The 18,021-nt window shown below is 71.2% G+C and carries 17 protein-coding genes, 1 tRNA gene and 1 pseudogene; 8 read left to right on the top strand and 11 right to left on the bottom strand.

Going from position 1 to position 18,021, the window contains the following annotated elements; all coding sequences use genetic code 11:
* Positions 1 to 102: 102 nt before the first annotated feature.
* Positions 103 to 561, bottom strand: a complete 459-nt coding sequence (locus FHX80_RS30515) for a nitroreductase/quinone reductase family protein (protein ID WP_145767738.1) — start codon at positions 559 to 561, stop codon at positions 103 to 105.
* A 128-nt stretch (positions 562 to 689) separates the two neighbouring features.
* Between FHX80_RS30515 and FHX80_RS30520 the strand changes: the two genes are divergently transcribed.
* The 3 genes from FHX80_RS30520 to FHX80_RS30530 all read left to right on the top strand — a co-directional run bounded on the left by FHX80_RS30520 (position 690) and on the right by FHX80_RS30530 (position 3,751).
* A complete protein-coding gene (locus FHX80_RS30520) occupies positions 690 to 1,490 on the top strand; it encodes a TetR/AcrR family transcriptional regulator (protein ID WP_145767739.1) in 801 nt (266 codons plus the stop codon).
* A 156-nt stretch (positions 1,491 to 1,646) separates the two neighbouring features.
* A complete protein-coding gene (locus FHX80_RS30525; RefSeq protein ID WP_145767740.1) occupies positions 1,647 to 2,999 on the top strand; it encodes a sensor histidine kinase in 1,353 nt (450 codons plus the stop codon).
* Positions 3,000 to 3,085: 86 nt separating this feature from the next.
* Positions 3,086 to 3,751 carry a response regulator gene (locus FHX80_RS30530; RefSeq protein ID WP_145767741.1) on the top strand — a complete coding sequence of 222 codons (666 nt, stop codon included), beginning with the start codon at positions 3,086 to 3,088 and terminating at the stop codon, positions 3,749 to 3,751.
* On the opposite strand, the gene FHX80_RS30535 is transcribed toward FHX80_RS30530, so the two are convergent.
* From FHX80_RS30535 to FHX80_RS30545, 3 genes are all read right to left on the bottom strand, one after another.
* Positions 3,712 to 4,029: a DUF6332 family protein gene (locus tag FHX80_RS30535; protein WP_145767742.1), complete on the bottom strand. Its 318-nt coding sequence runs from the start codon at positions 4,027 to 4,029 to the stop codon at positions 3,712 to 3,714. The genes FHX80_RS30530 and FHX80_RS30535 overlap by 40 nt on opposite strands.
* 359 nt (positions 4,030 to 4,388) lie before the next feature.
* Positions 4,389 to 4,760 carry an SCO4225 family membrane protein gene (locus FHX80_RS30540; RefSeq protein ID WP_145767743.1) on the bottom strand — a complete coding sequence of 124 codons (372 nt, stop codon included), beginning with the start codon at positions 4,758 to 4,760 and terminating at the stop codon, positions 4,389 to 4,391.
* A gap of 79 nt (positions 4,761 to 4,839) precedes the next feature.
* Positions 4,840 to 6,057: an MFS transporter gene (locus FHX80_RS30545; protein WP_145767744.1), complete on the bottom strand. Its 1,218-nt coding sequence runs from the start codon at positions 6,055 to 6,057 to the stop codon at positions 4,840 to 4,842.
* Positions 6,058 to 6,179: 122 nt separating this feature from the next.
* On the opposite strand from FHX80_RS30545, the gene FHX80_RS30550 reads away from it, so the two are divergent.
* Positions 6,180 to 7,394: an ROK family protein gene (locus FHX80_RS30550; RefSeq protein ID WP_145767745.1), complete on the top strand. Its 1,215-nt coding sequence runs from the start codon at positions 6,180 to 6,182 to the stop codon at positions 7,392 to 7,394.
* A gap of 289 nt (positions 7,395 to 7,683) precedes the next feature.
* Here the strand turns inward: FHX80_RS30550 and FHX80_RS30560 are convergent.
* A pseudogene (locus FHX80_RS30560) lies at positions 7,684 to 8,231 on the bottom strand (TetR/AcrR family transcriptional regulator); the annotation flags it as partial.
* A gap of 101 nt (positions 8,232 to 8,332) precedes the next feature.
* On the opposite strand from FHX80_RS30560, the gene FHX80_RS30565 reads away from it, so the two are divergent.
* Genes FHX80_RS30565 through FHX80_RS30575 form a run of 3 tightly spaced genes read left to right on the top strand, consistent with a single transcriptional unit; the run spans position 8,333 to position 11,963 of the window.
* Positions 8,333 to 8,623 (top strand): SHOCT domain-containing protein, encoded by a 291-nt coding sequence (locus FHX80_RS30565; protein ID WP_145767746.1) that lies wholly within the window; start codon positions 8,333 to 8,335, stop codon positions 8,621 to 8,623.
* Positions 8,620 to 9,396 (top strand): ABC transporter ATP-binding protein, encoded by a 777-nt coding sequence (locus FHX80_RS30570; RefSeq protein WP_145767747.1) that lies wholly within the window; start codon positions 8,620 to 8,622, stop codon positions 9,394 to 9,396. Before FHX80_RS30565 ends, FHX80_RS30570 begins: the two co-directional genes overlap by 4 nt.
* A complete protein-coding gene (locus FHX80_RS30575) occupies positions 9,393 to 11,963 on the top strand; it encodes an ABC transporter permease (RefSeq protein ID WP_145767748.1) in 2,571 nt (856 codons plus the stop codon). Before FHX80_RS30570 ends, FHX80_RS30575 begins: the two co-directional genes overlap by 4 nt.
* 740 nt (positions 11,964 to 12,703) lie before the next feature.
* On the opposite strand, the gene FHX80_RS30585 is transcribed toward FHX80_RS30575, so the two are convergent.
* The 5 genes from FHX80_RS30585 to FHX80_RS30610 all read right to left on the bottom strand — a co-directional run bounded on the left by FHX80_RS30585 (position 12,704) and on the right by FHX80_RS30610 (position 15,983).
* Positions 12,704 to 12,778 (bottom strand) — tRNA-Trp (locus FHX80_RS30585).
* A gap of 113 nt (positions 12,779 to 12,891) precedes the next feature.
* A complete protein-coding gene (locus FHX80_RS30590; protein WP_145767750.1) occupies positions 12,892 to 13,710 on the bottom strand; it encodes a hypothetical protein in 819 nt (272 codons plus the stop codon).
* 45 nt (positions 13,711 to 13,755) lie between these two features.
* Positions 13,756 to 14,226, bottom strand: a complete 471-nt coding sequence (locus tag FHX80_RS30595) for a hypothetical protein (protein ID WP_244318682.1) — start codon at positions 14,224 to 14,226, stop codon at positions 13,756 to 13,758.
* Between the two features lie 698 nt (positions 14,227 to 14,924).
* The gene (locus FHX80_RS30605) at positions 14,925 to 15,446 is read right to left on the bottom strand and encodes an ATP-binding protein (protein ID WP_208764834.1); all 522 of its coding nucleotides are present in this window, start codon (positions 15,444 to 15,446) and stop codon (positions 14,925 to 14,927) included.
* A 219-nt stretch (positions 15,447 to 15,665) separates the two neighbouring features.
* Entirely contained in the window at positions 15,666 to 15,983 is a 318-nt protein-coding gene (locus tag FHX80_RS30610) for a hypothetical protein (RefSeq protein ID WP_145767752.1), read from the bottom strand.
* 228 nt (positions 15,984 to 16,211) lie between these two features.
* Here FHX80_RS30610 and cds1 point away from each other — a divergent pair, with 228 nt between their 5' ends.
* Positions 16,212 to 17,363: an L-cysteine desulfhydrase Cds1 gene (gene cds1, locus FHX80_RS30615; protein ID WP_145767753.1), complete on the top strand. Its 1,152-nt coding sequence runs from the start codon at positions 16,212 to 16,214 to the stop codon at positions 17,361 to 17,363.
* A 27-nt stretch (positions 17,364 to 17,390) separates the two neighbouring features.
* On the opposite strand, the gene FHX80_RS30620 is transcribed toward cds1, so the two are convergent.
* Positions 17,391 to 17,870 carry an SRPBCC family protein gene (locus FHX80_RS30620; protein WP_145767754.1) on the bottom strand — a complete coding sequence of 160 codons (480 nt, stop codon included), beginning with the start codon at positions 17,868 to 17,870 and terminating at the stop codon, positions 17,391 to 17,393.
* Positions 17,871 to 18,021: the final 151 nt, after the last annotated feature.

Genomic DNA, 18,021 nt, shown 5'->3' on the forward strand with positions numbered 1-18,021 from the left:
GAGGCCCGGCCGGACCGGACAGTTGCGCGGATCCGGCCGAGGCGGCGTGAGGGAGCCGGTGCGGGGGAGGCGGCGCGGGGAATCGGTTGTCGGGCCGGGCAGTCAGTCCTCGACGGTGATCCGGAAGACGGGGTGGTCGGGGCAGGCCGCGAGGAGTTCGGCGTCCGTGGACTTCGCCGTGATGCCCTGGAAGTACTGGTTGACCTCCCAGCCCCAGCGCTCCAGGTAGGCGCGGACGACGATCACCTTCTGCTCGTCGTCCGCGATCTCCACGGCGGTGAAGACGCGGTTCCTGCGGCCCTTGCGCAGTTCACCGCCGCCCGCGGCCCGCATGTTGCGAACCCACTGCGAGTGGCCACGGGCCGAGACCAGGTACTGCGCGCCCTCGTAGGTGTGAGGGTTGACGGGGATGCGCTGCATCTGACCGCTCTTGCGTCCGCGCACCGACAACTCCTGCGAGCCGAGCAGGCTGACGCCGTGCCGGGCGAGCCAGCCGATGACGCTGTTCAGCCGGACGTTGAGCGGGCTTCCCTGAAGGTAGTAGGCCTGCGGCTGCGACATGGTGATCCCCACTAATTGGGAGAGCGGTGCTCTCGCTTGAGATCAGTGTGCACCGGAGTGGTGCACTAAAGCAAGAGCACTGCTCTCATTATTGGTCGCCGCTCTGATCGCGTGGCAGGATGATGCCCATGAGCGCTATCCGAGGAGCCAGGGAACGGGCCCGCATGGAGGTCACCGCCGCCATCAAGGACGAGGCGAGGAGGCAGCTCGCGGCCGAGGGCGCGGCGAAGCTCTCGCTGCGTGCGGTGGCGCGCGAGCTCGGCATGGTCTCCTCCGCGCTCTACCGCTACTTCCCCAGCCGCGACGAACTGCTGACGGCCCTGATCGTCGATGCGTACGACTCCGTGGGTGAGGCCGCCGAGAGTGCATACCGGACGGCCGGTCCGGGCCCTTCCGCGCCCGCTGCTCATCTGACCCGCTGGATCGCGGTCGCCTGTGCCGTACGCGACTGGGCGCTGGCGCACCCCCATGAGTACGCCCTGATCTACGGCTCGCCGGTGCCCGGCTACACGGCGCCGCAGGCCACCGTCGGCCCCGCGTCGCGCGTCGGCCTCGTCCTCATCGCCGTCGTCGAGGATGCCCACCGCACGGAGGGGCTCGCGCTTCCGCCGTTGGCCGAAGAGTTGCGCCCCGAGGCCGAGAGGCTCGCCGCGGACCTGGCCCCCGGCCTGCCCCCCGCGGTGGTCCCACCGCTCGTCGCCGCTTGGTCGCAGCTGTTCGGACTGCTGTCGTTCGAGATCTTCGGTCAGTTCAACCGGGTCGTGGAAGCCAGGGAGATCTTCTTCCGCCATGCCGTCGAGGAGCTGGCCCACACGGTCGGCCTGCTCGGCGGCGGCAGCCGCAGCGGCGGAACGGGCGGCAACCGCGGCGGTACCGGCACGGCAGGCCGAGCGCGGAGCCGACATCGCTCTGATCCCGGGCGCCCCTGATCCCGGGTGTCCAGTGGGCCGGCCGCTTCGGCTGCTTCGGCCCCTCCCGCCCCTCCCACCCCTCCCCTCTCCGTTCGCCGTACTCCACAGGGAGTACGGGTGATCACCACGCCCGGCGGACGCCCGCGCGGTGGTCCGCGGTCTAGCGTGGCCGGCATGGAACAGCAGCGCTCACAGACAAGCGACGGTCCCCCCGGTGACCAGGGCGGAACGCCGCGGCGACGGTCCTGGGCGCGCGCAGAACCGGACAGCGGGACTGCAGCGGCAGCGCACGGATCAGGGGGGCCCTGGAGCCACGGCGAGCCGCCGCGCTGGCTGACCGGAGTGCGGGCAGGGGCCACCACCCGTCTGCCGTGGCTGTCGACTCTGCTGCTCGGTGTCGTCGTCATGGTCGGATCGGGTATCGCGGCCCACGGCCAGCTCGGCGAGAAGGCCCCGCTGGACCTCTTCGCCCGGCTGCTCCTCCTCGTCTCCGTGGCCGTGCTGCTGCTGCGCCACCGCCACCCCGTCGTGGCCGTCTTCGTGAGTTCGACCGCGGCGATGGTCTACCTCGGTGTCGGTTACCCGTACGGTCCGGTCTTCCTGGCTGTCGCCGTGGGCTGCTTCAGTGCCGTCGTCGCCGGACACCGTCGGGCCGCGTGGTCGGCGGTCGGCATGGTGTGGCTGGGGCATCTCCTGGTCGCCCACTGGCTCTACCGCTGGCTGCCTCCCTCCGGTGACTCGGCCCCGCCCTGGGGGCAGGAACTGGGGGTCACCGCCTGGGCGGTGGCCATCGTCGCCGCCGCGGAGTTCGTCCGCGTACGCCGCGAACAGTGGGCCGCCCAGCGGATGGAACGGGCGGCCGCCGAGAAGCGGCGGGCCGACGAGGAACGCCTGCGGATGGCCCGCGAACTCCACGACGTCCTCGCGCACAGCATCTCCGTCATCAACGTCCAGGCCGGTGTCGGCCTCGCCCTGCTCGACTCGGACCCCGAACAGGCCCGCACGGCGCTCACCACGATCAAGGCCGCCAGCAAGGAGGCGCTCGGCGAGGTCCGACAGGTCCTCGACACGCTTCGCACCCCCGGGGACGCGCCCAGGACGCCGGCGCCCGGACTCGACCGGCTGCCCGAGCTGGTGGAGCAGGCCGCGAGCACCGGCCTGAGCGTCACCGTCACGACGGACGGCGCACGCGGCGCCGTGCCGCCCGGCGCGGACCTCGCCGCGTTCCGGATCGTGCAGGAGGCGCTGACCAACGTGGTGCGGCACTCCGTTTCGCGTACCGCGGAGGTCGGCATCGGTTACGATCCGGGCCGCATCCGACTCCGTATCGACGACCAGGGACCGGCCACCGGCACGGACGCCGGGGGCAGCGGCAACGGACTGGCGGGCATGCGGGAGCGGGCCGCGGCGCTGGGTGGCACGATCGAGGCGGGGACCCGTCCCGACGGAGGCTTCCGGGTACGTGCCGAACTTCCGCTGCCGACCGACGGAACGGACCGGGCGCCGCACCGCCAGGAGGCATCGTGAGCCCGGCGAACGGACCGGGCACCGCACCGCCAGGAGGCATCGTGAGCCCGGCGAACCGGCCGGGCGCCGCACCAGAGGGAGACACCGTGATTCGCGTACTGCTCGCCGACGACCAGCTGCTGGTCCGGGCGGGATTCCGGGCGCTCCTGGACGCCCAGCCGGACATCGAGGTGGCGGGCGAGGCCGCCGACGGCGGGGAGGCCGTCCGCCTGGTGCGTGAACTGCGGCCGGACACCGTGCTGATGGACATCCGGATGCCGCATCTCGACGGCCTCGCCGCGACCCGCGCCATCACCGAGGACCCCGGGCTGAACGAGGTGAAGGTGGTCATGCTCACCACCTTCGAACTCGACGAGTACGTCTTCGAGGCGATCCGTTCCGGAGCCTCCGGATTCCTGGTCAAGGACACCGAGCCGGAAGAGCTGCTGCGGGCAGTCCGGGCGGTGGTCGCCGGTGACGCGCTGCTGTCCCCGGGCGTCACCCGCCGTCTGATCGCCGAGTTCGCGGCCCGCTCGAAGGAACCCGCGACGCCGACGGGTCTGAGCGAACTGACGGAACGGGAACGGGAAGTGATGGCCCTGGTCGGCATAGGGCTCTCCAACAACGAGATCGCCCGCCGACTCGTCGTCAGCCCGCTCACGGCCAAGACCCACGTCAGCCGCACCATGGTCAAGCTCGGTGCCCGCGACCGGGCCCAACTGGTTGTCCTCGCCTACGAGTCGGGGCTCGTGCGACCCGGCTGGCTGGGCTGAACCGGTGGTACCGGATCACCCGGCGCCCCGATCTCGACAGTGGCGTCGCGGTGGCCGAACCGCCACAGTACGTCGATGACGCGCCCCATGAAGACGAGCCCGGCCACGCCGGCCGCGATCATGAGCAGCACGGACCGCACACCGCCGTGCGGTGCGAGGAACACGCTGGGGACGCTGACCGCGATGAACGCCCCTGCGGCCATCAGGGCTCCGGTCAGTACCGCGAAGCCGATCTCGACGGTCATGGCGTCACGGTCGGCCTGGCTGCGGTGTCCCATGTCCGAAGTGTCACAGGTGCGGTGACCGGGGGACAACCCCGCTCTGCGGGATTTCGGCAGGAGCACCCGGTCCGTTTCGTCGGCCGGCACCACACGGGCGCAGCGACGGCAGCAGCCCTGTTCACCAGGCATTCCGGCAGGGCAGCCGGGAAGGAACGCGTGCGCCGCCGGAACAACCCCGCCCTGGCGTGAGCCGGCGCCCCCATCCGCGGAAGGGGGCGCCGGCTCAGGACCAGGTGACGGCCGAGTGCTCGCGCCGCGGCCGGGCGAGATCGGGGTCGCCGGTCACGGTGAGGGCGGTGAGCAGCAGCCGCCGCGCTCAGCAGGTGAGCGGCGACGGCGCGGCGAAGAACCAGTGGTCAGGCACCCTGGGGGTGGGCGGAACGCGTCCGGCCGGAACCGCCGCGCAGCAGGCGCACGAACCAGCCGAGGGCGAACGACTGCACCAGCACGGACACCACCAGAGCCAGGTACACATACCAGTCGGGCCCGGCCGCCTCCGCGCCCCACATCGAGCTGCCGAGGAGGAAGAGGAGCACGGTGGGCGCCGCCAGGAAGAAGAGCCAGACACCTGAGAACGAGGCGTCCTCGTGGGCGACGAACAGGGTGTCCACGGTGACGAACACGGCAGTGGCTGCCACGATTCCCAGATAGATCAGTGAGGCGGTGTTGCCGAAGGTCAGGCGTGCGACCGTGCGAAGGTGCTGGTTGGTTATGACCGGCTTGTTCATCATTGCTCCCCGTTGGTGGCTGACCTCTCCATCGTGCGTCCGGGGAACCGTTTCTGCCTGAGTACGGCTACTCATTCGCTCAGGTGTGTGCCACGTTGCGGGCTCCGTACCCCAGCGCCGCCGCCGCGGTTGCCAGTAGGGCCACCGTGGTGAGAGCCGCGGGCAGTGAGAACCAGTCGGTCAGGAAGCCGATCGCCGGTGGTCCGAGCAGCATTCCGCCGTAACCGAGCGTCGAGGCCGCGGCCACTCCGCCGGGACCCGCCAGCTCACCGGCCCTGCTGACCGCCACCGGGAAGATATTGGCCAGGCCGAGTCCGGTGATCGCGAACCCGAGGAGCGCGAGCCAGGTGGTCGGGGCGAGTGAACCGAGCAGCATGCCCGCCGCCGCGGTGCCGCCGCCCGCGACCAGGGTCCGGGTCTGGCCGAGCCGTTCGAGCAGTGCCGTGCCGCTGAGCCGGCCGGCCGTCATGGCCAGGGCGAACAGCGAGTAGCCGGCCGCCGCGATCCCGGGGTGGGCGTGCAGGTCCTGTTCCAGGTGGAGGGCGCCCCAGTCTGCCAGGGCGCCCTCGCCGTACGCCGTGCAGAGCGCGATCATGCCGAAGAGAAGCACCACGCGGCGCGCCCGTCCGGACAGGCGCTTGGGGCGCTGCTCGTTCGCGGCAGTCTGCGCCGCGGGTTTCGCAACGGTGTGCCGCAGCAGTGCGGGGCCCGCGACGGCTGTCACGAGCAGTCCGAATCCCGTCAGGACGAGGAGATGCTTCGAGGGCGAGAGGCCGCCGGCGACGAGCCCGCCGAGCCCGGCACCGATCATGCCGCCGAGGCTGAACGCGGCGTGGAAACTGGGCATCACGGGGCGTCGCAGAGTGGCGACGAGATCCACCGCGGCACTGTTCATGGCCACGTTCATCCCGCCGTACGCCGCACCGAACACCAGCAGCACCAGGCCGAGCGAGAGTGCAGTATGGGTCTGTGCGGGCAGTGCGATGCTGAGCGGGAGCAGGACGCCGCAGACCACGGTCACCCGATGGCTGCCGAAGCGGTGGCAGAGCCGGCCGGTGAGCATCATGGTGATCACGGCACCGGCGGATACGCCGAGTAGTGCGAGGCCGAGGGTGGCGGCCGAGGCGCCGGTCTGCTGCTTGATGGCCGGGATACGGACCACCCAGCCGGCGAACAGGAACCCGTCGAGGGCAAAGAATACGGTCAGCGCGGTACGGAGGCGGGAGAACGAGGGTGGGGCGGTGTCGCCGCCCGGTCCCCCCGGCAGGGCCGTCCGCAGTTTGTTTAGTTGCGGCACAAACTCAGCATAGAGGCCTGCGGACAACGTACGCAAGACGGTTGATGGCCGGGGTGGCGCGGGGAGCGAGGCCGGCCACCATGGCGTCGGCAACACCTCCGGATCATGGGAGACTCGCCCCCATGAACGGCAAGGTGACCACCACCCGGACGAAGTTGGAGAGGGGCCGCAGCGCGCTCGGACCCGCACTGGAACTGGTCCATACCGGACGCGCGCCCACCCGCGCCGTCCTCACCTCCGAGCTCGGTGTCACCCGCGCCACGGCGGGCGCTGTCGCCGCGGAGCTGGAGGCCCTCGGCCTGATCAGGGTGGACTCCAGCCCCGGTTCGGCCGCGGGCTCGCAGGGCCGGCCCTCGCACCGGCTGGCCGTGCGGGAGTCCGGGCCGGTGGCCGTCGCGGCCCAGGTCCACGCGGACGGCTTCCGGGCCGCGCTGGTCGGGCTGGGCGGCCGGCTCGTCGCGACCGCCCCGGGCTGTGTCACCGTCACGGCGGACCCGGCGCAGGTCATCGGTGAAGTCGTGGACGACTGCGCCCGGTTGCTGCGTGACAGCGGGCTGAGGTGTGTGGGTGCGGGGCTCGCCGTGCCGTCCGCGGTGGCCGAGCCGGAGGGCACCGCCCTCAATCCGCTTCACATCGCCTGGCCCGCGGGCGCCCCGGTCCGCGAGATCTTCGCCACATGCGTCCGCGAAGCGGGCATCGCCGGACCTGCGTTCACCGGCAACGACGTCAACCTCGCCGCCCTCGCCGAGCACCGGCACGGGGCCGGGCGCGGCGCCCAGCACCTGCTCTGCGTGGCCACCGGCCACCGCGGCGTCGGCGGTGCGCTCGTCCTGGACGGCCGCCTGCACAGCGGGAGTTCGGGCCTGGCCCTGGAGGTCGGTCATCTCACGGTGAACCCGGAGGGCCGGCCGTGCCACTGCGGCGGCCGTGGCTGCCTCGACGTCGAGACCGACCCGCTGGCCTTCCTCACGGCGGCCGGGCGCGCACCCGGCCCCGAGGAGTCACTCCTCAAGCAGTCCGGGGACCTGCTGCGCAACGAGTACAACGACGTGGCGGTGCGCACCGCCGCCGAGGAGCTGATCGACCGGCTGGGCCTCGGTCTCGCCGGGCTGGTCAACATCCTCAACCCGGACCGGATCATCCTCGGCGGACTGCACCGCGCGCTGCTCGACGCCGACCCGGAACGGCTGCGGGCCGTGGTCGCCGACCGCAGTCTGTGGGGACGCAGCGGCAGTGTGCCGATCCTGCCGTGCACCCTCGACCACAACAGCCTGGTCGGTGCGGCGGAGCTGGCCTGGCAGCCGGTGCTGGATGACCCCCTGGGCGCTCTCGCCTGAGGCGCGGACGGGCGGACGGGCGGGTGGACGGACGGACGGCCGCGCGCCGGCGGGTCCGCGATCCCTCCGAACGCGAGGAACGCACCCGCCCGCGCCGCCGCCTGCTGAGCGCCGCCGCCCGGCGACCGGTGGAGGTGCCCGAGAACCACCCGGTGCGGTGTGACATCCAACTCCCCGCGCGGCAGGGTGAGTACGTCGGGTGTGGCGGTGTCAGCTCCGGATGGGCGGCGATCGGCGCACCCGTGTGGATGGTGCGCTGCCTGCTCGTTGCCACTACGTGCACGCCCGCCGAACCCGAGGCACGGGCCGGCACATGGCCGCCCTGCACCGTTGCGACGATCGTCGCCGCGCTGCCGTCCGGAACCAGGGGACGGGTGAACTCGCCGCGGTCCAGGCAGTCCTGGTCGATCGCGGACGGCCTGCCGCGAAGCCGCGCAATCGTCTCGTCCACGGGTGCCCGCAGTTCGTCGCTCGCCATGACCTCCGGGGCCATCGTCAGCCGGTCCACCGGGCAGCGCCGCAGTACATCGCGCTCACCCAGCGGGTGACGCGAGATCCGCTCGTACGCCGACCCGGGGGAGTCGAAGGCGCGGCCGGCCGGCGCAGCTCGAAGGCCGTACGCCGAATGGCCGCTGTGAGAGCAGGATCGGGCTTGCCGCTGACGTGGCGGTACATGCTGCCCTGGCCCGCGCCCGCGTGCTGCTGGATGGCCTCGGGACGCGTACCCACGTAGCCGCGCTCCCACAGAAGCTCCCGGTTGGCTTCGAGCAGACGGTCCGGCGGACACCGGGCGGGAGCAGCCGCCGACCCGCCGGCTACTCCCGCGGGGGTACGCACACGGCCGCTGGCCGTACGACGACGCGGACCCCTCCCCGGAGACAGGCTCGGAAGCGACAGAAAGACGTGCAGGAGAACCCTGAAACGAGGAGCTGACCGAGATGAACACCCTGGCCTTCAATGGCGGACCCGGACCGTGGATCCTCCTCCTCCCGCTCATCTGGGCGACCGCCGTCATCGGTGTCGTCACGGTCGCGCGTCGCACCGTATGGCGCCGCCGACGCGGCCCCTGGCAGGCCGGAGCCGCACAGGGCGGACCCGTCGAACCCTCACCGATCGCGATGCTCGGGCGCCGCTTCGCCGCCGGGGAGATCGACGAGGACGAGTACTGGCGCCGCCTCTCCGTCCTCGACGAGCAGTTCGGCATCCGTGGCAAGGGCGGTGCGGCATGACCGCCACCGTCGCGACCACCGGCACCACGACCGCCGCCCGGGTCGTCGACGCGGTGAAGCTCTACGGCACGGGCGACACCGAAGTCAGGGCCCTGAACGGGGTGAGCGTCGACTTCCCGGCCGGCCGCTTCACCGCGATCATGGGGCCCTCCGGCTCCGGCAAGTCCACCCTGATGCACTGCGCCGCCGGCCTCGACACCCTCACCTCGGGGGCGGCCTACATCGGCGACACCGAACTCGGCACCCTCGACGACCGCAGGCTCACCCTGCTGCGCCGCCGACGTATCGGATTCGTCTTCCAGGCGTTCAACCTCCTGCCGACGCTGACGGTCGCCGAGAACATCACACTCCCCATGGACCTGGCGGGGGAGCGCCCCGACCAGGCGCGGCTGGACGCGCTCATCGACACCGTCGGGCTGCGGGACCGCCTGCACCACCGGCCCAGCGAACTGTCCGGCGGCCAGCAGCAGCGGGTCGCCGTGGCCCGCGCCTTCGCGGGCGGTCCCGAAGTCGTCTTCGCCGACGAACCGACCGGCAACCTCGACTCGCGCTCCGGCCAGGAAGTGCTCCGGCTGCTCGGCCGCACCGTCCGGCAGACCGGCCGCACCGTCGTCATGGTCACCCATGACCCGGTCGCCGCCGCTCATGCGGACGAAGTCGTCTTCCTGGCCGACGGCAGGCTCGTCGACCGGATGCCGGACCCCACCGCCGAACGCGTGCTCGACCGCCTCAAGGCGTTCGACCCCGCGCCGAACACCCAGGGGACCGCATGACCAGCACCGGCGCCTCCGTACGCCTCAGCCTCTCCGCGCTCCGCGCCCACCGGCGCCGCTTCGTCGGCACCCTGACCGCCGTGCTGCTCGGCGTCGCCTTCCTCACCGGAACGCTCATCATGGGGGACACCCTGCGCGCGAGCTTCGACACGATGTTCGGCAACGCCGCGAGCGGCACCGACGCGGTCGTCCGCAGCACCAACGTCGTCACGGTCTCGGGCGATTCCGAGGGCACCCGGCAGCCGGTGAGCATCGCCCTCGTGCAGCCGATCGCGAAGCTTCCCCAGGTCGCCGCGGTCGCCCCCGACATCCAGGGCGCCGGCCAGCTGATCGGCTCCGACGGCAAGCCCATCGGCGGCCAGGGACCACCCACCCTCGCGGGCAACTGGATCGGCGACCCGAAGCTCAACCCCTACCGGATCGCCGAGGGACGGGCCCCGGCCGCGCCCGGCGAGGTCGTCGTCAACCGGGGCACCGCCGACAAGGGCGGGCTGAAGATCGGCGACACGACCGTACTGCGTACCCCTGACCCGGTACATGTCACCGTCGTCGGCCTGGCCACCTTCGGCGGCGAGGACGGCATGGCACAGGTCACGTACACCGGGATGACGCTCGCCGACGCGGAGAAGCACCTCACACCGAAGCCCGGCCAGGCGTCGAGCATCCAGGTTCGCGCGGGCGCCGGCACCAGTCAGCGGGAACTCGTCGACGCGCTGCGCCCCGTCCTGCCCCCGAACACCGAGGCCATCACCGGGCAGGCCTCGGCAGCCGAGAACCAGGACAAGATCTCCGGCGCCTTCCTCAGCCTGTTCACCACCCTGCTGCTGGTGTTCTCCGGCATCGTGCTGCTCGTCGCGACCTTCTCCATCCACAACACCTTCGCCATCGTCGTCGCCCAACGCACCCGGGAGAACGCCCTGCTGCGTGCCCTGGGGGCCTCCCGGCGGCAGATCCTCGGCTCGACCCTTGTGGAGGCGACCGTGGTCGGCGTGATCGCCTCCGCGGCCGGTCTGGCCGGCGGCATCGGCATCGCCGCCGGACTCCAGGCGCTCTTCCCGGCGATCGGATTCCCGTTCCCGGCGGGATCCCTCGTCATCAGCGGTGTGTCCATGCTGCTGCCACTCGGCGTCGGCCTCGTCGTCTGCGTTGGCTCCGCCCTCGTGCCCGCCGTCCACGCGGGACGCACCGCACCGCTCGCGGCCCTGCGGGAGACCGCGGTCGACGACTCGGCGGCCTCCCGGCCCCGTGCCGTCACCGGGCTCGGGCTGCTGCTCGCCGCGGTCGCCGTAGTCCTGGCCGGTGCGCTGGTCAACCCGTCCGTCTGGCTGTCGGTCGTCGGCGCGGTGCTGGCGCTCACCGCGTTCGTCGTACTCGGTCCGGTCGCCTCCACGTACGCCGTACGCCTCCTCGGGGCGCCGCTCGGCCGACTGCGCGGCGCCACCGGCCACCTCGCCCGGCGCAACGCGCTGCGCAGTCCCAAGCGGACCGCCTCGACCGCGACCGCCCTGATGATCGGTGTCGCGGTGGTCTCGCTCTTCACGGTGTTCGGAGCCTCGCTGAAGGCCACCATGAATCAGACGGTCGACCGTTCCTTCGCCGGTGACGTCGCCATCAGCGCACCCGCGTTCGGAGCCGGCGGCAGCGGTCTCAGCCCGCAGTTGGCCCCGGCCGTCGGCCGGCTGCCGGACGTGGACACCGCGGTGGGCCTCGGAAAGGGCGTCGCGGAGGTCAACGGCTCCGGGCGCGCCCTCACCGTCACCGACCCGGCCGCGCTGGCCAGGGTCTTCGACCTCGGCGAGGTCGACGGGACGATGAAGTCGCTGGGCACGAACGGCATCGCGGTCTCCGACACCGAGGCGGGCAAGCGCGGACTGCACACCGGCTCCACCGCCCGGCTGACCTTCACCGACGGCAAGGAACAGACGTTCACCGTCCGCGCCGTCTTCGGGCAGTCGGAACTGGCCGGGGACTATGTGATCACCCGGCAGGCGTGGGCGCCTCATCGCGCCCAGGACTCCGACTCACTGATCGCTGTGTCCTTCAAGGCAGGGGTGTCCACCGCCGACGGGAAGGCAGCGGTCGCGAAGACCGCCGCCGCATACGGGAACCCGGATGTGCAGACCCGCGGAGAGTACGCACAGTCCTCGGCGGGCGGCATCGACATGATGCTCACCCTGGTCTACGCACTGCTGGCACTCGCCGTGCTCATCGCCCTTCTCGGCATCGCGAACACCCTCACCCTGGCCATCCATGAACGAACCCGGGAACTGGGTCTGCTGCGGGCCGTCGGACAGACCAGGAGGCAGCTGCGGGCCATGGTCCGCTGGGAGTCCGTGCTGGTCGCCGCGTTCGGTACGGCGGGAGGCCTGCTGCTGGGCGGTGCCCTCGGCTGGGTGCTGGTCAAGGCGTCCGAAGGGGCGGGCGACACGGCGTTCGCCTTCGCCCTCCCGCCGCTCAGGCTCCTGCTGATCGCCCTGGTGAGTGTCACCGCGGGTGCCCTGGCCGGCTGGCGACCGGCCAGGCGGGCGGCACGGCTCGATGTGCTCCGCGCCATCGCCACCGACTAGCTAGCGCGAACCCCGTTCCGGCCACGCAGGCCAGGACGGGGCCACACCCGGGGCGGCCGCAGCCCTGAGGGCAGGAACGACGGCGCGCCGCACGGGTGGCGACAGTGCCACCCGTACCACCACACATCCATCTCTGAGAGGCACACGCATGGGCATCTTCCGGCACGACGAGAACACCGCGATCAACGGAGGCGGAGAAAGGTTCATCGTGCTCATCCCCCGCCCCCGCCGCAGGATCGGCCGCCCGCAGCCCAGCATCCCGGCCCCCGTTACCCGCTGCCCCAGCGTCGCCTTCCCGGTTCCTGGAGCAGGTGATGGCCGACCAAGACCTGGTCGACGTCGACCCGAACGACCCCGGCGACGGCTCGATACCGGTCCTCCGGTGGAAGCGGGCCGGGACGGGGGCCCGCACAGCCCGGGCGGCCGCAATCGCCGAAACAGGCAAGAGAGCGGTGGCGATGTCGGTGGTGAGGTCCTTGACGTCCCACTGGGTCTCGTGGGCGTTGGCGGTGGAGTGCAGGAGGCCGTCGTCGCCGGGCTTCTGGTAAGCCAACTGAAAGACGGCGGTGGACTTCATGTCATGAACGGGAAGTCCTTCTTCAGCTGGTCCGGGTCGTTAGCGGCCTTGAGCCGCCGCCACAGGGGGTGGGGGCACCGGCCGCTACTCTCCGAGGCCGCCGGTAACGGGCGGCTCACGGCTGCGCCGGGGGCGGTGCGCCTCGGCGAGGCCGTCGGGAAGGCGGAACCGGCCGGATTCGAACCGGCGTCCTCGCGGTTTTGGAGACCGCGCGCGACGACCTCTGCGCTACGGTTCCGCCCCGTCCGCCATCTTAGGGATCCAGCTGCGGCCGCGATTCCGTCGCCCACTGTCCTCGCGACGAGACCGGCGGCTGGACAGGCCGACGGGTGGCCAGTTGTCTCCCACTGCCTACGGTTCTCGGACATCCGAAGAGACCGCGATGAGGATCGGGCCCGATAGCCCCGTCACCGCCCGGGTCGAGTCCGCGAACACCTCCGTCGTCCACGCGGCCACATCCGTCGACCACTCGCGCACGTCGCAGCGGAAGGCGAGCGCCCGGCGCAGGCCCTCGGCCTGCACCACCCCGGCGAGGGGACGGGCGAGTCCCGCAGTCATCGTGCCGGCGGGCTTGAGGGGCTCGACCGTCATGTGCCGGTACGTGCGTTCAAGCGCCGCCTCGCGGATCTCGGTAGCGCGCGCGGCGAGGTTCGCCGACGGCAGGGCGGACACGGTGACCGTCAGCGAGGCCGCGCCGGACGGGTCGGCGAGGGCGAACCAGTCCGCCACTTCGGCGAGTTCGATGCGGGCGTCCCCGGCACGGTGCAGCGGCACGAGGGCGTGTGCGCCGGTGAGGCGGACGGTGCCGACGCGGCGTAGCGCGTCCGAGAGGACCGTGATGACGGGCAGGATCGGGAGGCGGCGGGCGCGCTGCCTCTTGCCCGGAGTGTTCACGGGCCGGGGCAGCGAAGACTGCAGCCAGGCCAGCTGGCGGACCTGCCCGTCCTGTGTCCAGTCGCCGTCGGCGTCGTTGTGGTCCCAGCAGTTGTCGGCGGGGTTGTCCGTAAGAGCGGTGGAGCTCCAGGCGTAGGCGGACGCCCGCTTCACGGCGAGGCTGAAGACGTCCTCTTCGAGGTCGAACTCGGCGCTCACCCGGTCGATCCAGGGATGACGGTCCAGTACCCCGTGCAGTCCCACGATGAGGGTGGCGCCCGGACCGGTGTCGCTCATGGTCGTACTCCTGGATCAAGCGGGTGCGATGGCGTAACCAGAAAATCAGACGCCGCACTTGACCGTGACCGGCTTCGTGTAGACCTTCTCCGGCGAGTCGCTCACGCCGATGAGGTCGACGTCGATCTTGGTGCGCCACTGGCGTTTGCTGAGGTTCGTGCACTTCTTGCGCGCGACGACCCGGCGAGCGCTGCCGCCGTTGCCGGACTTCAGGTTCTTCGCGTTCTTGGCGACCGAGTGCCACTTCTTGCCGGACTTCATCTGCAGCCAGATGGTGACCTTGGCCTTGGTGCCGGGGCCGCTGATGTGGGTCCACCAGGCGTGGGCCGACGCCGTGCGCGGCGGGGTGCTCGAGATGTGCACGCGATCGCCGTTGGTGATGAAGACGCCGGGGCCCTTCGCGGTGGCGGGCGCGGCCGTCGCGGGGGCGACGGTGGCGGGCGCGGCCGTCGCGGGGGCGACGGAACCGGCGAACAGCGCGGTGGTCAGAGCCACCGACGTTAAGAGGGTGCGCATGTGCATTGGTGTGGTGTCCTCCGTTGGTCGTGATGCCGTGTGCGCGGGATGCGCCAACGGTGGACGGAGCTGACACATGCGTGCCGTACCGGGCGTGCCGTACCCGCGTCGGTCGAGCGCGGGCGCGTGACATGACGTCAGCCCCGGGATCATCCCCGTGATCCCCGTTCCCCGTGGGCGGTCGGCAGGAGCGGTGCCGTCCGCGCGCACACCACGCTACGGGGGGAGCACGCTGCGGTGCAATCACACAATTGATGGCGATTCATCGACTCTTCGTGCGAGTTGCCGGTCAACTGGTGGGTTGACCGTTTCACGGTCATACCCGTTGACGCGGCCGGAAGCCCAGGGGCGATGGCCATCCTCTCGGTCTTGTGCAGAGGTGGAGCGTGGACCGCTCGGCTGTCAGTCAGGGCCTATCGGTGAGGTGCGGCCCCTGCTCGCCGAGCGAGGGTGCGCCATCAGTCCCGACGTGCGGCTGCGAACCCTGACCGCGTCGTTGACCTTCTCGGCGCGAGAGGGAAGACCGGTGCCGGCGCCAAGGGCTCGGAGTACGGACCGGTGGACGCGTCGTGCCTCGGCGCGGCTTGTCCAGAGGGCGCATCTCGCCGTTCGTTCGGGTGACCGACGAGCGCGTAGTGGCGGCTCACGTCGTGAACGATGACGAGCGGACGCCTCAAGAGGCGCCCGCTCCTACTGCGTCAGCCGACCGAAACGGACCGTGCCACCGAGGGCTGCACGTACTCCGGCGACATGATGCCGCTCAGGTCGAACGGCCCGTCGGTCGTCGCCCCGTACACCGAATGCGGTGGCTGGACGGCGAACAGGGAAGGGGCCGGAAGGGTGAACCAGACGATCTTCCCGGCTCCGCCCCGGGGGCGGACGCCCCAGCTCTCGCTGACCGCGGCGATCAGCGCGAGGCCGCGCCCCGATGTGCTGGAGTCGTCGGCCTGGCGCACGGTCGGCAGCCGTGGGTCGTGGTCATGGACGGACACCGTCAGCCGTTCGAGCAGCAACTCGATCTCGACGGTGCATGATTTGTCCGGCTGTGCGTGCCGGTGGACATTGGTCAGCAGTTCCGTGACGCCCAGCGCTGCATGGTCGATCAAGGGATCGAGATGCCAGTAGCGCAACTGCGCCGAGATGATTCTGCGGACCTGACCGATCCGCGACGGCAGGGCCTGGAGCTCCACCGTGCAGTGCCTGCTTGGCTCGCTGATCACGGCTGCGACTCCCCGAAATAGGTCCGGAAGAAGACGAAGGGACGGATCCAGCAGATGGCTGGCTGCTGATTCCGGGCCGGCGGGCTGGATCACAGAGTCACCGCCGGTTAACCATGAGTGACGTGTCTCCAATGTCGCTCAGGGGATACGACTCCGCAACTCGCGGTGTCCCCGCTTCGTCCGCCCCGCCCCGCCGGCCCCGTCCGTTGTGCCGCCGCGTCAGTCCCGTTCGCCGCCCGCGTTGCGTAGCGCTTCGAGGAACCGGCGCGCGGGACCGGCGCCGTCGGACTTTCCGGGGCGTCGCGGCATCGTCAGCCGGTATCGCGTCCCGTTGACCCGCGCCACCGTCGCGTCCCCGCCCGCGAACCACGCCCTGCCCGCGCTCACGGTCCCCACCGGTGCGCTGTCGATCTCCCGGCCGTAACTGGTCAGCAGGGCGACCCGGCCGTCCTTGACGGTCACCTGCCCGGCCCTTGAGAGTGATCGCGCCCACCGGTCGATCCGTACACCCGTCTCACTGAACTCCGTTTCGGACATGACCTCTTCGCCCCCTTCGTCGCGCCCCTGAGAGAAAGTGTGCACAACCCCGCTCGGGTGCACCAGACCGGGGCGGGGCGCAATGACGCATTTGCGCCGCGCAGGCGCCCACGGGGTCCCGCACGCAACACCAAGGCAGGGCTATGGACTATCAAAGTCAATGTTTGTGCAGGTAGGGGGAATATCGTGGGGCGCGCCGAGACCGGTCGTACGAGGAGAAGCGCGCTGATGGACACGAGTGAGCACAGGCACGACGGCGAAGCCGTGGCGACCGTCGACATCGACCGCACGGACCTGGCGTACCGGGCCTGGCTCAAAGAGGCCGTGCGCAAGGTCCAGGCCGACGCCAACCGCTCCGCCGACACCCATCTGCTGCGCTTCCCGCTGCCCGAGAGCTGGGGCATCGACCTCTATCTCAAGGACGAGTCGACGCATCCCACCGGCAGTCTCAAGCACCGGCTTGCGCGCTCGCTCTTCCTCTACGGGCTCTGCAACGGCTGGATCCGCCCCGGAAAGCCGGTGATCGAGGCATCGAGCGGCTCGACCGCCGTTTCGGAGGCGTACTTCGCCAAGCTGATCGGGGTGCCGTTCATCGCCGTGATGCCCCGCACCACCAGCCCCGAGAAGTGCCGGCTCATCGAATTCCACGGCGGTCGCTGCCACTTCGTCGACGACTCGCGCAGGCTGTACGAGGAGTCCGCCACCCTCGCGGCGGAATCCGGCGGCCACTACATGGACCAGTTCACCTACGCCGAGCGGGCCACGGACTGGCGCGGCAACAACAACATCGCGGAGTCGATCTACCAGCAGTTGAGGCTGGAGCGGTATCCCGAGCCCGCCTGGATCGTCGCCACCGCGGGCACCGGTGGTACCTCGGCGACCATCGCGCGCTATGTGCACTACATGCAGCACGACACCCGGGTCTGTGTGCCCGACCCGGAGAACTCCTGTTTCTTCGACGGCTGGACGCACCACAACCCCCTTGCCACCAGCGACTGCGGATCGCGCATCGAGGGCATCGGCAGGCCGCGGATGGAGCCGAGCTTCGTCCCGGGGGCCATCGACCGGATGATGAAGGTCCCGGACGCGGCCACTGTCGCGGCCGTGCGCGCCCTGGAGCGGTCCATCGGCCGCAAGGCGGGCGGTTCCACCGGGACGGGGCTGTGGAGTGCGTTCAAACTGGTCGCCGAGATGCTCGCGCAGGGCCGTACCGGCAGCATCGTCACACTGATCTGCGACCCAGGTGACCGCTACCTCGACAAGTACTACTCCGACTCCTGGCTGGCCACACAGGGTCTGGACATCGTGCCGTACACCCGTACCATCGAGCACTTCCTGGCCACTGGCAACTGGCCCGGCCAGGCGGGGGGCGCGGCCTGATCCACCGGACGCGGAACGCGACGCGCCTCAGGCCCCGGCCGCCGGGAGCCGCCGGTCGAGGTTGCGCACCGCGTCCCGGAACGACCTGCCCACCGCCGCCCGTCCCCGCCGCATCAGGAACCGGAACAGCGGCGAACCGTCGGCGGCGAAGGTCCACTGCACACGGGTGCCGGCACCGGCCGGGGCCAGCAGCCACTCCTCCAACAGGGCGTGCAGTCCGGGGGCGTTGGACGCGTCGACCCGGTACGCGTACCGCAGGCCGGGTTCCGCCGCGACGACCGTTTCCCGGAACGCGATGCCGCCCCGGAGCCGCACCTCGCGGCCCGCGCCCGCGTCGACCGGCCGCGCCGCCGTCACCTGGGTGAACCAGCCGGGCCAGCCCTCGACATCATCGGCCAGGGCGCGGTACACGGCATCGGGCGGCGCGGCCACCTCGGCGGCGAAGACCAGTCGCAGCGGAGCGGACTCGACGAAGTCGAGGCCCACGGAGCGGAGTCGGCGTGCCATGGAACGCACCTCCCGTGCTGTCGGCGGCGGACGGCCGCGACCCACCATATCTGGCGTACCGTCAGATGCCGTGGGTAGCAGCGGCGTCGGAACGTGCGGAGGGAAGCGAACCACGTCATGGTGCGGCTGTCACCGCGCCGCCGATCACGAG

Source organism: Streptomyces brevispora (assembly GCF_007829885.1).
GTDB classification, from domain to species: Bacteria; Actinomycetota; Actinomycetes; order Streptomycetales; family Streptomycetaceae; genus Streptomyces; species Streptomyces brevispora.